This window comes from Archangium violaceum Cb vi76 (assembly GCF_000733295.1).
Taxonomy (GTDB): domain Bacteria; phylum Myxococcota; class Myxococcia; order Myxococcales; family Myxococcaceae; genus Archangium; species Archangium violaceum.
In genome coordinates this window covers 1-12,123 of sequence record NZ_JPMI01000409.1, presented here as the reverse complement: position 1 = coordinate 12,123, position 12,123 = coordinate 1, and the positions used below count along the sequence as shown (strand labels likewise).

The 12,123-nt window shown below is 70.5% G+C and carries 8 protein-coding genes; 3 read left to right on the top strand and 5 right to left on the bottom strand.

Going from position 1 to position 12,123, the window contains the following annotated elements; genetic code table 11:
- The first annotated feature begins 41 nt into the window (after positions 1-41).
- Positions 42-2,915 carry a PAS domain S-box protein gene (locus Q664_RS49435; RefSeq protein WP_052519684.1) on the top strand — a complete coding sequence of 958 codons (2,874 nt, stop codon included), beginning with the start codon at positions 42-44 and terminating at the stop codon, positions 2,913-2,915.
- A gap of 189 nt (positions 2,916-3,104) precedes the next feature.
- Positions 3,105-5,885, top strand: coding sequence for a hybrid sensor histidine kinase/response regulator (locus tag Q664_RS53845; protein WP_052519683.1), 2,781 nt, complete (start codon positions 3,105-3,107; stop codon positions 5,883-5,885).
- On the opposite strand, the gene Q664_RS49425 is transcribed toward Q664_RS53845, so the two are convergent.
- Positions 5,875-6,924, bottom strand: coding sequence for an AraC family transcriptional regulator (locus Q664_RS49425; RefSeq protein WP_043413902.1), 1,050 nt, complete (start codon positions 6,922-6,924; stop codon positions 5,875-5,877). The two genes, Q664_RS53845 and Q664_RS49425, sit on opposite strands and share 11 nt — an antisense overlap.
- 109 nt (positions 6,925-7,033) lie before the next feature.
- Here Q664_RS49425 and Q664_RS58700 point away from each other — a divergent pair, with 109 nt between their 5' ends.
- The gene (locus tag Q664_RS58700; RefSeq protein WP_052519682.1) at positions 7,034-7,825 is read left to right on the top strand and encodes a pentapeptide repeat-containing protein; all 792 of its coding nucleotides are present in this window, start codon (positions 7,034-7,036) and stop codon (positions 7,823-7,825) included.
- A 70-nt stretch (positions 7,826-7,895) separates the two neighbouring features.
- On the opposite strand, the gene Q664_RS49415 is transcribed toward Q664_RS58700, so the two are convergent.
- The 4 genes from Q664_RS49415 to Q664_RS49400 form a co-directional block, all read right to left on the bottom strand.
- The gene (locus Q664_RS49415) at positions 7,896-8,165 is read right to left on the bottom strand and encodes a GlsB/YeaQ/YmgE family stress response membrane protein (RefSeq protein WP_043413900.1); all 270 of its coding nucleotides are present in this window, start codon (positions 8,163-8,165) and stop codon (positions 7,896-7,898) included.
- Positions 8,166-8,275: 110 nt separating this feature from the next.
- On the bottom strand, positions 8,276-8,983 hold the full coding sequence (gene rpiA, locus Q664_RS49410) for a ribose-5-phosphate isomerase RpiA (protein WP_043413960.1): 708 nt from the start codon (positions 8,981-8,983) through the stop codon (positions 8,276-8,278).
- An 87-nt stretch (positions 8,984-9,070) separates the two neighbouring features.
- Positions 9,071-10,228, bottom strand: coding sequence for a Kelch repeat-containing protein (locus Q664_RS49405; protein WP_052519681.1), 1,158 nt, complete (start codon positions 10,226-10,228; stop codon positions 9,071-9,073).
- Positions 10,229-10,355: 127 nt separating this feature from the next.
- Positions 10,356-11,954: a M28 family metallopeptidase gene (locus Q664_RS49400; protein WP_043413954.1), complete on the bottom strand. Its 1,599-nt coding sequence runs from the start codon at positions 11,952-11,954 to the stop codon at positions 10,356-10,358.
- Positions 11,955-12,123 lie beyond the last annotated feature (169 nt).

Below are 12,123 nucleotides of genomic sequence, written 5' to 3'. Positions count from 1 at the left end.
GGGATTGACGTGGGCAACCGGGCCCTTCAGGAGATTCGTTCATGCTCGCTCTGGCGCTCCCCACACGTGACACCCTGCGCGTCCGTGCACTCCTGGCGGATACGCACCGGCTCGTCTGGGTGGTGGACGAGGCGGGACGGATGCAGGAACCCTCGCCCTCGTGGGCGGCCTTCACCGGCCAGGCCCCCGGACAGATGATGGGCTGGCACTGGCAGCACGCCATCCACCCCGAGGATCGCGGCCCGTTGGATCCAGAGGGCGAGCTGCTCGGAGCCGGCCAGCCTGGCGGCGGGGAGCTCACCTTCCGCGTGCGCCGGGAGGACGACGTCTGGCGCGACATCCAGGCACGGGCGATGCCGGTGAAGGACGAGACGGGGCGGCTCGTGGAGTGGCTCTTCCTCGGCGAGGATGTCACCGGGTGCGCCAGTGCCGGACACACCGCGGAGGCGCTGAACGAGAGCGAGGAGCGGTTCCGCTCGCTGGTGCAGACCTCGGCATCGGCCATCTGGACCACCAACGCCCAGGGCCTGCCCGTGGAGGACGCCCCCACCTGGCGGGCCTTCACGGGCCTCACGCTCGAGCAATGGCTGGATGGAACCTCCTGGCTGGAGGCCATCCACCCCGAGGATTCACCGGCGGCCCGCGAGGCCTGGAAGAACGCCGTCACCACGAAGACGCCGTTCGCCCACGAGTACCGCCTGAAGCACGCCAACGGGAGCTGGCGCTGGGTCGTGTCGCGCGCCGTGCCCGTGTTCAACCTGGATGGCGGCGTGCGCGAGTGGGTGGGCACCAACACGGACATCTCCGAGCGGAAGAACGCCGAGGCCGAGCGCGACCGGCTCCTGGCGGAGCTGGAGACCAATGAGCGGCTGTTGTCGGCCATCCTCGAGCAGATGCCCTCGGGCTTCCTGCTGGCGGGGCCCCAGGGAGAGCTGACGTACGCCAACGCCCAGGCGGAGGCCATCTGGGGCCATGAGCTCATCCAGGCGTCGGACGTGAATGGCTACACGGCCTATCACCAGCACCGCCTGGATGGCACCCCGTACCCGGCCGAGGAGCTGCCGCTGGCGCGCAGCGTGCTGCATGGCGAGGTGGTGCGCGGCGAGGTGCTGTGGCTGCGCCGGCCGGACAAGGACAACCGCTTCATCAAGGTCAACTGCGCCCCCATCCGCGACGAGCGCAGCCGGACGATCGCCGCGGTGATGGTCTTCGACAACATCACCGAGGCCCGGCAGGCCGAGGAGCACGCCGCGCGCCTGCAGGTGGTCACCTCCGCCCTGTCCCAGGCCCTCACCCAGGCCGACGTGGCCCGGACGGTGCTGTCCGTGGCGGTGGGCGGCATGGGCGCCGAGGCGGGGGCCGTCTACCGCCAGCGCGCGGACGGCTCGCTCGAGAGCCTCCATGACGTGGGGTACCCGGAGCGCTTCGTCCGCCATGTGCGGGACCTGACGCCCTTCGCTCACAACCCCGTCGTCGACGCGGTGCGCACGGGCCGGGAGATCTGGCTGCGCTCCACCTCGGACATGCAGGCGAGGTACCCGGAGATCGTCACCCTGCGTGCCTCGGAGCGGGACCACGCGGTGGCGGTGTTCCCCATGTGGGTGCATGGACAGTCCGTGGGCGCGCTCGTGTTGAGCTACCCCGACCCGCGCATCTGCGTCCCCGAGGAGCTCCAGTTCCTGCAGATGCTGGCGCAGCAGTGTGGCCAGGCCCTGGAGCGCGCGCGCCTGTACGAGGCGGCCGAGTCGGAGCGTCAGCGCGCCGAGCAGGCCAGCCGCCTCAAGGACGAGTTCCTCGGGGTGCTCTCGCACGAGCTGCGCACGCCGCTGACGGCCATCCTCGGCTGGGTGCAGATCCTCCGCACGCGGGAGCTGCCGCAGGACAAGCGCGAGCGCGCCCTGGAGACCATCGAGCGCAACGCGCGGGCGCAGACGCAGCTCGTGGAGGATCTGCTGGACGTCAACCGGATCGTCAGCGGCCGGCTGCGGCTGGACGTGCGCCCCACGAACCTGGAGAAGGTCATCGAGAGCGCGGTGGACGTGGTGCGCCCGGCCGCCGAGGCGCGAGGCATCCAGCTCCAGGTGGCGCTGGAGCCGCAGACGGTTGCCGTGCAGGGAGACCCGGACCGGTTGCAGCAGGTGGTGTGGAACCTGCTGTCCAACGCGGTGAAGTTCACGCCCCAGGAAGGAAGCGTGACGGTGTCGCTCTCGTGGCGCCCCGCGCACGTGGAGATCCATGTGCGCGACACCGGGGATGGAATCGCCCCGGGCTTCCTGCCCCACCTCTTCGAGCGCTTCACCCAGGCGGATGCCTCCTCCACGCGCCGCCATGGCGGACTGGGGCTGGGACTGGCCATCGTGCGCCACCTGGTGGAGCTGCACGGCGGCACGGTCGAGGCGCAGAGCCCGGGCAAGGGACAGGGCGCCACCTTCACCGTCCTGCTGCCACTGGTGGCCCCCCGCGCGGACGCGGCCGAGCCGGCCCGTGCACTTCCCCAGCACCCGCCCCAGCTCCCCGCCGACTACCCGAAGGCGCTCCACGGCCGCCACATCCTGGTGGTCGATGACGAGAAGGACACGCGCGAGCTGGTGGCCACGCTGCTCCAGGAAGGAAAGGTCCGGGTCTCCATCGCGGAGAGCGCGGCCCAGGCGCTCGAGCTGATGAACCGGGAGCCGCCGGAGCTGCTCATCTCGGACATCGGCATGCCGGGGATGGATGGCTACGCGCTCATCCAGGAGATACGCACGCGGGCTCCCGAGCAGGGTGGACGGGTGCCGGCCGTGGCGCTCACCGCGTATGCCCGTCAGGAGGACCAGGCCGCCGCGCTGCGGGCGGGCTTCGACTCGCACGTGGCCAAGCCGCTCGAGCCCGCGGAGCTGCTGTGGGTGCTGGCCACGCTGCTGAAGCGTTCCTGAAGGGACGGGTAGCGCCCCCTCCCGCGGCTGGCAGGGGAGCGAACGGCGTCAGGCACGAAACGGTTGCATCCATGACCGGACGGCGACTGTTCACCGCACGCTCTGGGGTTTCATATGCAGGGCCTCGAAGCGGGCCCTCCAGGTTTCATGAGCGCTATCGGGCAGGCCGCCGGATGGAGACACGTGGGGATGAAGATGAGCGGGCAGGTCCGGAAGCTCCTGGTCATCGCCCGTCACGCCGGGCTTCGCGCCGGGCTTCGGCAGATGCTGGGGCATGACGCCGCTGGCCGGTACGAAGCCGTCGAGTTCGAGAGCGGCACGGCCGCCGTGCACGCACTGAGCACGGGAGAGGTGGCGCCCGACTGCCTGCTCCTCGCGCATGAGCCACCAGCGCTGGATGCGCTGGAGGTGCTGACCGCGCTCCGGGCGGAGCGTCCTGTTCCGTCCTGCCCCGTCGTCCTCATCCCGGCCGGCCCGGTGGATGAAGACGAGACGCGACGCGCCGCGCTGCGGTCCGGCGCCATGGAGTTCCTCGAGCGGAGCGCGCTGAACACGCAAACCCTGACCCGAGCCATCGAGAACGCGATCGATCGCTTCACGCCCTGGCGGACGGTTCAGAGCACCACTGGACGCACGGGCACCGCCGGGAACAGCACGGCGCAGCTCGAGGCCGTGCTCAACGCGATGGCCGACGGAGTCGCCGTCTTCGACATGGACGGGAACGTGGTCCTCCTCAACGACGCGCAGGCCCGCATCAACGGCTTCGCGAATGCCGAGGAGATGAAGCACGACCTCCCCTTCTTCGCGCGACTCTACGAGCTCAGCTCCGAGGATGGACGGCTCATCCCCATCGAGGAGTGGCCGGTCTCGCGGGTGCTGCGAGGAGAGAGCATCCCCCACTGGCAGCTCCGGACCCGCAGACGGGATATCGACCGGGAGTGGCACATCCACTTCAGCGGCACCCCCGTTCGAGACGAGACGGGGCGGCAGGTGTTCGCCATCGTCGTCACCCGCGACCTCACGGACCACGTCCGGGCCGAGCACGCCCTGAGTGCCTCGCAACGGCGCTACCACACGCTCTTCGAGTCCATCGACGAGGGGTTCTGCATCGTGCAGATGATCTTCGACGAGCACGACCAGCCCATCGACTACCGGTTCCTCGAGACGAACGCCGCCTTCGCGCTTCAGACGGGCCTCGAGAACGCCGTCGGCAGGACGGCCCGTGAGCTCGTTCCGGAGCTCGACGAGTTCTGGTTCAGGCGCTACGGCCACGTGGCGCTCACCGGCGAGACCGTCCGCTTCGAGAACCACGCCCCGGCGATGAACCGCTGGTTCGAGGTGTTCGCCACCCGCACGGGCGAGCCGGAGGACCGGCAGGTGGCGGTCGTCTTCAAGAACATCACCGAGCGGAAGCTCGCCGAGCAGGCCGTCCGGAGGAGCGCGGAGCGGCACCGGCTCGTCAGCCGCGCCACCAACGACGTCATCTGGGACTGGGATCTCACGACGGGCAGTGTCGAGTGGAACGAGGCGGTGCGGGAGCATTTCGGCTGCACTCAGGAGGAGCTCGGCACCACCGCCGAGGGCTGGTACAGCCGCATCCATCCCGAGGACCGCGACCGGGTGGTCTCCGGCATCCACGCGGCCATCGACGGCGGCCAGGAGTCCTGGACCGACGAGTACCGCTTCCGCAGGAGCGACGGCTCCTACGCCACCTTCCTGGATCGCGGACACATCGGCCGCGACGCCTCCGGCAAGGCCGTCCGCATGATCGGCTCGATGCTGGACCTGACCGAGCGCCACCGCGCCGAAGCCGCCCTGCGTGAGAGCAAGGAGCGCTTCGAGGCGCTCGCCGAGAACATCTCCCAGTTCGTCTGGATGACGGACGAGACGGGCTTCATCTTCTGGTACAACCAGCGCTGGTTCGACTACACGGGCACGACGCTCGACGAGATGAAGGGCTGGGGCTGGCAGAAGGTCCACCACCCGGACCACGTGCAGCGCGTCACCGAGCGCTTCGCGCGGCACATCGCCTCCGGAGAGGTATGGGAAGACACCTTCCCGTTGCGCGGCAGGACGGGGGAGTACCGCTGGTTCCTCTCGCGCGCCCATCCCATCCGTGACAGCTCGGGCCGGGTGCGCCGCTGGTTCGGCACGAACACGGACATCACCGAGCAGCTCGAGGCCGAGGAGCAGCTCAAGGAGGCCCTGCGCTCACGCGACGAGTTCCTCTCCATCGCGAGCCATGAGCTGAAAACACCCCTCACGTCGCTCAAGCTGCAGATGCAGATGATGCAGCGCCGCCTCGAGCGGGGAGAGCCCGCCGCCTTCGAGCCGGAGCGGGTGGGCAGGCTCGTGGCCCAGTCGAACCAGCAGCTCGCGCGGCTCTCGCGGCTGGTCGGTGACATGCTCGACATCTCGCGCATCCGGACGGGACGCCTCGGCCTCGAGCCGGGCCCGGTGGACGCCGTCGAGCTCATCCGCGAGGTGCTGGAGCGCTTGAGCTCCCATCTGGCCGAGGCACGCACTCCCACCACGCTGGAGGCCCCGGAGCGGCTCGAAGCCGAGTGGGATCGTTTCCGCATCGAGCAGGTGGTGACCAACCTGCTCACCAACGCCATGCGCTATGGCGACCACAAGCCGGTGACCGTGAAGCTGCGGTCACACGAAGGGCGCATCCTGCTGAGCGTGGAGGACCACGGGCTCGGCATCGCGAAGGAGAGCCAGGAGCGCATCTTCAACCGCTTCGAGCGGGCCATCTCCGCGAGCGACATCTCGGGGCTGGGCCTGGGACTCTTCATCAGCCGGCAGATCGTGGAGGCCCACGGCGGCCGCATCTGGGTGGAGAGCGAGGGCCCGGGCCGGGGCGCGACGTTCTTCGTCGAGCTGCCGGTGTTCGCCCACGTCAACCCGCTGAAGCTCGGAGGAGCGGAGCCGGGCGCGGCCTCGCGCCGCCCGAGCATCAGGGCGTGAGCTGGGGGGGATGTTTCAACAACCGGTAGCGTCCGGGGGACACCCCCGTCCAACGCCGGAACGAGCGGCTGAAGCTGCTCACGTCCGAGAAGCCCAGGCGGAAGGCCACCTCCGCCAGCGCCAGGTGCGCTTCACACACGAGCGCCCGCGCCTTCTCCGCGCGAACCCGGTCCACCAGCTCCTGGAAGGACAGGCCCCCCTCCTCCAGCCGGCGCTGGAGTGTGCGCTTGCTCATGTGCAACCGCGCGGCGATGTCCTCCGCGCCCACACCGGTGCCAGGCGCCTCGTCGAGGGCCTCCTCGATGCGCGCGGCCACCGTGGCGGTGAAGTCCTCCGTGGGGCCTCGCGCCCGGAGCGCCGCGTCCGCGAGCTGTTCGGCCGTCACCAGCAGGCGCGGGTCCGCGGTGGTCAACCGGGCCTCCATGCACGCCGCGTCGAACAGCAGGCCGTTGTCGGCACGGCCGAAGTCGAGCTCCCGCGTCCCGAAGAAGCGGTGCGCGGCGTCCAGGCGCTTCGGCCGCGCGTGGAGGAACCACACCGAGCGCGGCACCACGGACAGGCCCGTCAGCCCGCGCACGTGCGTGAGCACCGAGGCGAGCACGTACTCGTGCATGTGCCGGCCGAGGCCCCGGGGGTGTCCGGCCACATGGCAGGTGAAGGCCACCGCGTCCCCCCGCTCCTCCAGCCCGAGCACGAGCCGGTCGTTCTCCAACGGGGCATACCGCACCATCCGCCGCAGCGCCTCGCGCACCGTGGGGCTCGCGCGCACCGCCAGCTCGCCCAGCCCGTAGCCGCTCGGCTCCAGCTCCGCGGGGAGCCGCAAGCAGAGCGCCGGGTCATCCAGCTCGCCCGCCGCCGCCTCCAGCAGCAGGCTGAAGTCCTCGGCGGTGATGGGCGCGTCCGTGTGCGCCTCCACCCCCGAGGGCAGGCGGAAGCGGCGCACGAGCAGTTCCGCGTCCCCTCCATGCGCGCGCACGAAGCGGACGAGCGCCGGCACCAGCCCGGAGCGGAAGGGAGTCTCTTTTCGCGCGCGCGCCACGGGCCGGGGATTATGGCACGCCCGGTCATGCTTTCCGGCATCCCGGGTCATACCGGTGCCGGGGACCGCCCCATACATTGGCGTGCATCACTTCACGCGAGGACGAGCGATGCCGACGCAGCTCAAGAACAAGGAAGGGACGGAGCTCTTCAGCCACGAGGGAGATCTGCGCGAGGCCCTGGAAGCGGCGGCCGCGGCGCGCGTCGACCTGACCAAGGCCGTGCTCGACGGAGCGGACCTGTCCGGGATGGACCTGGAGGACATGAACCTGCGGCAGGTGAGCCTGCGCGGGGCGAACCTGCGGGGCTCCAGCCTGGTGAACGTCAACCTCGCCGGTGCCAACCTCCACGAGGCCCGGCTGCGCGGGGCGGACCTGGAGCGCGCCGACATGCGGGAGGTCGTCCTCGCGGGCTGCAACATGGAGGGCTGCAACCTGGAGGGCGCGCGGCTCGCCGGCGCCAACCTCGTCGGCATCAACGCGCAGGGCTCCAACCTGGAGAGAGCGGACCTGGCCCGGGCGAACCTGGAGGGCTCCAACCTGGAGGGCTGCAACCTGGAGGATGCCCGGTTGAGCGAGGCCAACCTCACCCGCGTGAACCTGCGGCGCTCCAACCTGGAGGGCGTGGACCTCGATGGGGCGAACCTGACACGCGCGGACCTGCGCTCGGTCAACCTCGAGAGAGCCGACCTGCGCGACAGCCGCCTCGAGGGCGCCAACTTCCGCGAGGCCAACCTCGAGAGGGTGCAGTTCGACCGGGCCAACCTGACGAATGCCTGCTTCGACAGCTCCAACCTGGAGCGCGCCAGTTTCTCGGCCGCGACCCTCACCGGCGCCACCTTCCACGACGCGAACCTCGAGCGGGTGAAGGGCTTCATCCCGCCCGAGCCCGAGCCCACCTGAACCCGGTGCCACCGTGAAACGAGAGAGGGAGCCCACCCACGGCGGGCCCCCTTCTCCTGAAGGACGCGAATCAGGTGGCGCGGTATCGCGTGCGGTGGAGCGCCCTTAGCAGCAGGAGCAGGACACACGCTCCCACGAAGGCGACGATGATGGTGGACACGATGCCGCTTCCCGGTGCGCCGATACCAAGTGCCCGGAAGAGCCAGCCGCCGATGAACGCGCCGACGATGCCGACGACGATGTCTCCCACGATGCCGTAACCGCCGCCCACTACCGCCGAGGCCAACCAGCCCGCGATGAGGCCGACGACGAGCCAGATGACGAGTGTTTCAATGGTCATGAGAAGTCCCCTCGAGTGTGATTCCCCCATCAGGTAAGCACCCGAGCACGCGGAGCCGAGGGAACAGGCAGGCAGGAGAGCGCCGTGCCGCCCGCCAGCCCCCGGCCGTGTCATGAGGGGCGGCGGAGCTCCACTCCCGAGGGGCCGGCCACCACCAGCTCGGAGGTCAGGCCGATGAACAGGCCATGCGCCACGATGCCGGCCCGGGCCTCCAACCGCGTGGCCAGTTGCTCCGGCCGCTCGATGGGACCGAACGCGCAGTCGAGGATGAAGTTGCCCTGGTCCGTCCGGTACAGCGCCCCGTCGGGCCCCCGTCGCGGGGTGATGCGCGCGCCGAGCTCCACCAGGAAGAGCGCCTGCGAGCGCCAGCCGAAGGGCAGCACCTCCACCGGCACCGGCCAGCGCGTCCCCAACCGGGGTGACAGCTTGCCCTCGTCCACCACGATGAGCACCCGCCGGCTCGCCTGGGCGACGATCTTCTCGCGCAGCAGTGCCCCTCCCCCACCCTTGATGAGCCGCAGCGCGGGGTCCACCTCGTCCGCCCCGTCGAGGGTGAGGTCCACCACCGGGTGCTCCTCCAGCGTGGTGAGGGGCACCCCCGACGCGCGCGCCAGCGCCTCCGTCCCTACCGACGTGGGCACGCCCACCACGTCCGTCAGCTTCCCCTCGGCGCGCAGGGCGGCCAGCCGGTGCACCACGAAGGCCGCGGTGCTGCCCGAGCCGAGCCCCACCACCATTCCCGGTTGGATGGCCTCCACCGCGCGCTCGGCGGCCTGGCGCTTGAAGCGGGCGACGTCCCCCTCACCGGTTGTGGACATGACGGGCTCTCCCTCGTGGAAGGTGCACACCCGGGCCCTCGTGCACAGTCCCGGGCCCGCCTTCCTCCTCCACGAGCATTCGACGGCTCACGGAGTGAAGCGCACGGAGGACGGCAGCGTCACGCTCCCCGACGCGCCACCGATGACCTGCACCGCGCCCGTGTCCAGCAGCGTGGCGGTGTGGCCGGTGCGCGGCACGGGCATGTAGTCGATCGTGAACCACCGGTTGGACTGCGGGTCATACACCTCGGTGCTGGTCTCCAGCGAGGTGCCGTTGGTGCCACCCGTCACCAGCAGCGCGCCCGAGTAGAGCAGGACGGCGGTGTGGTCCCGGCGCGGCCGGTTCATCGGCGGCGCGGAGAACCACCGGTCGTTGTACGGGTCATACACGTCCACCGAGCCCAGCACGGGATTGCCGCTGGTGCTCGGATCGAAGCCGCCCGCGACCAACACGTAGCCCGAGTAGAGCCGCGTCGCGGTGTGGCCCGCGCGCGTCACCGGCATGGGCCGCACCTGCCGCCACGTGTTCGTGGCCGGGCTGAACAGCTCCGCCTTGTTCGTCACCGCGCTCAGCCCGCCCAGCACCAGCACCTCGCCCGAGTAGAGCGGCGTCGCGGTATGGGAGAAGCGGGCGGTGGACAGGGAGCCCACGAGGCTCCACGTGCCCGTGGCCGGGTCATACAGCTCCGCGCTGGTGGACAGGCTGCCCGCGGGCGTCATGCCGCCCGAGGCCAGCACCTTGCCCGACTCGAGCCGCGTCAGGGTGAAGAAGGCGCGCGGCACCACCATGGCCCCCGTGAGGCTCCACGCGCCCGTGGCCGGGTCATACAGCTCCGCGATGCTGGAGTAGGGCGAGCCACTGCCGTCCTGTCCCCCCGCAACCAGCACCTTGCCCGACTCGAGCCGGACGCCCGCGAAGTTCTGGTGCGGCACGTTCAGCGAGCCCGTGCTGCTCCACGTGTCCGAGTACGGGTTGTACAGCTCCGCGCTCCGCGTGAGGCCAATCGTTCCGCCGCCCGTCGTGCCACCCGCCACCAGCACCAGCCCCGAGTCCAGCAGCGTCGCCGTGTGCAGGCCGCGCTCGGTCTTCATGAACGCGCTCGTGCTCCACCGCGAGGAGGTGAGCGCCCTTCCGTCGATGGTGCGCGCCACCCCCTCCTCCGGCGCCTCCGCGCTCCCGCAGCCCCCCACCACCCCCACCGCCACTCCCGCCAACACCACCGACAGCCGAATCGTCTTGAACATGGAACCCCGTCCCCAGATGAACCCCGCTCCAGCCCGGCCGACTGGAGGCGCGCGCATATTGCACACTCAACGGATAGTTCCAAGCATTTCGGAAATCCGTTCTTGGGGGGTTTGGCGGGGTAGTGGGTTATTTCGCGAAACGGCGAAAGAAGCTGGTGTCGTTCCAGCGGGGGCGCTCGGGGGCGTTCGCCACGGTGCGGGCGAGGTCGGCGAGCATCCGGACGAACTTCGCCGCGCCCTCCTTGTTCACCGGCTGGGCCAGGTCATCCGACGGGGCGTGGTAGCGCTCGAGGTACCAGCCGCGCAGCGTCTGCTCCTCCTTGGAGCCCGGCTCGGCGCCGAACTTGAAGGCCAGCGCCGGCACGCCCTGGCGGATGAAGGCGTACTGGTCGCTGCGAACGAAGCCCATGCGGTTGGGCTGCGGATCCGGCTGCACCTTCACGCCGTGGGCCGCCGCCACCTGCTCGAGTGAGGCGCCGAGCGTGGACTCCTCCTGGCCGTAGGCCACCACGTGGGTGAAGGGGACGAGCGGCAGGAACATGTCCATGTTGAAGTCCGCCAGCAGCCCCGCCGCCGGCACGGTGGGCCGGGCCGCGAAGTACTTCGCGCCCAGCAGGCCCTTCTCCTCGCCCATCACCAGCGCGAAGAGCACCGAGCGCTTGGGCTTCTCCGCCGAGGCCTGGAGCGTCCGCGCCACCTCGAGCACCGCCGCCACGCCCGAGGCGTTGTCCATGGCGCCATTGTAGATGCGGTCTCCCTTCACCGGCTCGCCCACGCCCACGTGGTCCAGGTGCGCGGAGATGACCACGTACTCTCCCGCGAGCTTCGGGTCGCTCCCGGGCAGCACGCCCACCACGTTGGCCGCCTCGAGCGGAGCGGTCTCGAAGGCGACCTGGGCCTTCAGGCGCGAGGGCAATTCGAATTTCGGCATCGGCTTGTCCGCGTTGGCCAGCGCGACCAGCGACTCGAAGGTGTGCGGCGCGCCCGCGAACAGCTTCCGCGCGTGGGCGTGGTTGAAGACGACGCTCAGCTTCATCCCCTGGTCATCATTGAGGGCCGCGTCGGCGAACATCATCGAGGGCTTCTTGCGCGCCCCCGCGGCCCGCTCCCAGGGGACCTCCACGAGCTTGGGGTTCTGCAGCATGACGAGCCCCACCGCTCCCGCCTGCTTCAGTGCCTTCGCGCGCTCGCTGGAGGAGCCGTGGTGGGCACGCAGCGCGCCCGAGACCTTCTCGGGGCCTCCCATGAGGACGACGGCGATCTTCCCCTGGAGGTCCACGCCCGCGAAGTCGTCGTGGCCGGCCTCGGGGATGGAGAGGCCGTAGCCGATGAACACCAGGGGGGCGTCGACGGAGCCCGCCTCCCCCGCGCGGGAGGAGATGATGGCCTCCTTGCCGAGCGTCAGCCGCGTCTCCTTGCCCTCGCGCACCAGGGACAGACGCGAGCGCTCTTCCACCAACCGGCGCGACACCAGCTCCACCTCCTGGAGGTAGCTGTCACCGGCCCCGGGCTTCACACCGGCGGCCGAGAGCTGCTCGGTGACATAGGCCGCGGCCTTGCGGTAGCCCTCGCTGCCCGTGTCCCGGCCTTGCAGCGCATCGCTGGCGAGGAACTCCACGTGCTTCCACCAGCTCGCCCCATTCGGAGCGGGTGCTTCGGCACGGGCGGCGGAGGCGCTCAGGAGGGCGAGCGCGGCGAGGAGCGGGGTACGAGGAGAACGGCGCATGGTGGGCTCGCTTTCGGCCCGGAGGAGCCGGGCGCGGAAAAACAGCGCGGCCCCCAACACCCGGCGGCGAGGATCATTTCCGGCGAGTGGGTGAAGTTGTCCGAGGTCCCGTGGACGTCCCCTCTCCCTCTGGGAGAGGGTCAGGGTGAGGGTCTACGCACTGGGGACG

Coding starts and splice junctions, on each gene's coding strand:
- Q664_RS49435 (WP_052519684.1), top strand. CDS start 42: ATGCTCGCTCTGGCGCTCCCCACACGTGACACCCTGCGCGTCCGTGCA.
- Q664_RS53845 (WP_052519683.1), top strand. CDS start 3,105: ATGAAGATGAGCGGGCAGGTCCGGAAGCTCCTGGTCATCGCCCGTCAC.
- Q664_RS58700 (WP_052519682.1), top strand. CDS start 7,034: ATGCCGACGCAGCTCAAGAACAAGGAAGGGACGGAGCTCTTCAGCCAC.
- Q664_RS49415 (WP_043413900.1), bottom strand. CDS start 8,165: ATGACCATTGAAACACTCGTCATCTGGCTCGTCGTCGGCCTCATCGCG.
- rpiA (WP_043413960.1), bottom strand. CDS start 8,983: ATGTCCACAACCGGTGAGGGGGACGTCGCCCGCTTCAAGCGCCAGGCC.
- Q664_RS49405 (WP_052519681.1), bottom strand. CDS start 10,228: ATGTTCAAGACGATTCGGCTGTCGGTGGTGTTGGCGGGAGTGGCGGTG.
- Q664_RS49400 (WP_043413954.1), bottom strand. CDS start 11,954: ATGCGCCGTTCTCCTCGTACCCCGCTCCTCGCCGCGCTCGCCCTCCTG.